Origin of the sequence: Thermomonospora catenispora, assembly GCF_006363815.1 — a bacterium.
In the GTDB taxonomy this organism is placed as follows: domain Bacteria; phylum Actinomycetota; class Actinomycetes; order Streptosporangiales; family Streptosporangiaceae; genus Thermomonospora; species Thermomonospora catenispora.
Window position 1 is genome coordinate 1 of sequence record NZ_RRYT01000090.1, and the last position, 875, is coordinate 875.

Genomic DNA, 875 nt, shown 5'->3' on the forward strand with positions numbered 1-875 from the left:
CCATGGAGGCGCGCTACCAACTGCGCCATAGCCCCATGCCTGCTCGGGAATCGCGGGGATCCGCCGATCGGTCTGGGAAGAGCTTAGTGCACTCGAGGACCTGATCCGTACAACGCTGCGAGCGGACGCCTGTGGCCTGCACCGCATCCGGGCGGGAGGCCGGCCGCGGGGATCACCGCCCGCGTCATGATTGATCAGCCTTGACCCGCTACGGCATCGTCTTGCGTGGACGGCGTCGATCTGTCGGCCTTCGGAGGTATCGCGCATGCGGCGGCTGCTCATCGCTGCTCTGCTGCTGCCCGGCTCGTTCGCTCTGTCCTTGTGGACCGGTTACGGCCCGCTCGACGACTGGGTGCACAACTGCCAGGTGCGTCAGCAGTATCTCGACCGTCTGGAGGCCATGCGGGTCGAGATCTACAAGATGCGGGTGGCGGGTCGTTCCGAACAGGAGATCGCCCGCATCATGGTGCCCCGCCGCAACCAGGCCAAGGCCCTGGTCCGCACCAAGATGAGGTCCGAGGACGTGCGCCGGCTCGAGGAGCGCAACAAGGCCCGCTACGGCGATCCGCTGGGGCCCACCGTCGAGTGGATGCACGCCAAGCACGGCGGCAACTGGCACGACGTCGTCGAGGCGACCACCGAGTCCAACCGGCTCTTCACCCTCTCCTGCCTCCCCTGGCTGGACTTTTGATCGCCTCTCCGCAGGCGATCCGCGGGGGCCGAGGGTGAGCGCTCGCGGCCGGGGCGGGGCGAGGGTCTGCGGACCGGTTCGGGCCAGCGGCCCGCAGGCGGATGCGCGGTCGGCTTCCCGGAAACGCCGAGGGCCGATGCGTTCGCGGCGAACGCACCGGCCCTCGATCCGGTGGAGCTATGGG

1 protein-coding gene is annotated in these 875 nt (G+C 69.0%); it reads left to right on the top strand.

Annotation, left to right across the window (positions count from 1 at the left end; all coding sequences use genetic code 11):
* Positions 1-265: 265 nt before the first annotated feature.
* Entirely contained in the window at positions 266-691 is a 426-nt protein-coding gene (locus tag EIO00_RS23965; protein ID WP_140182710.1) for a hypothetical protein, read from the top strand.
* The last annotated feature ends 184 nt before the right edge of the window (positions 692-875 follow it).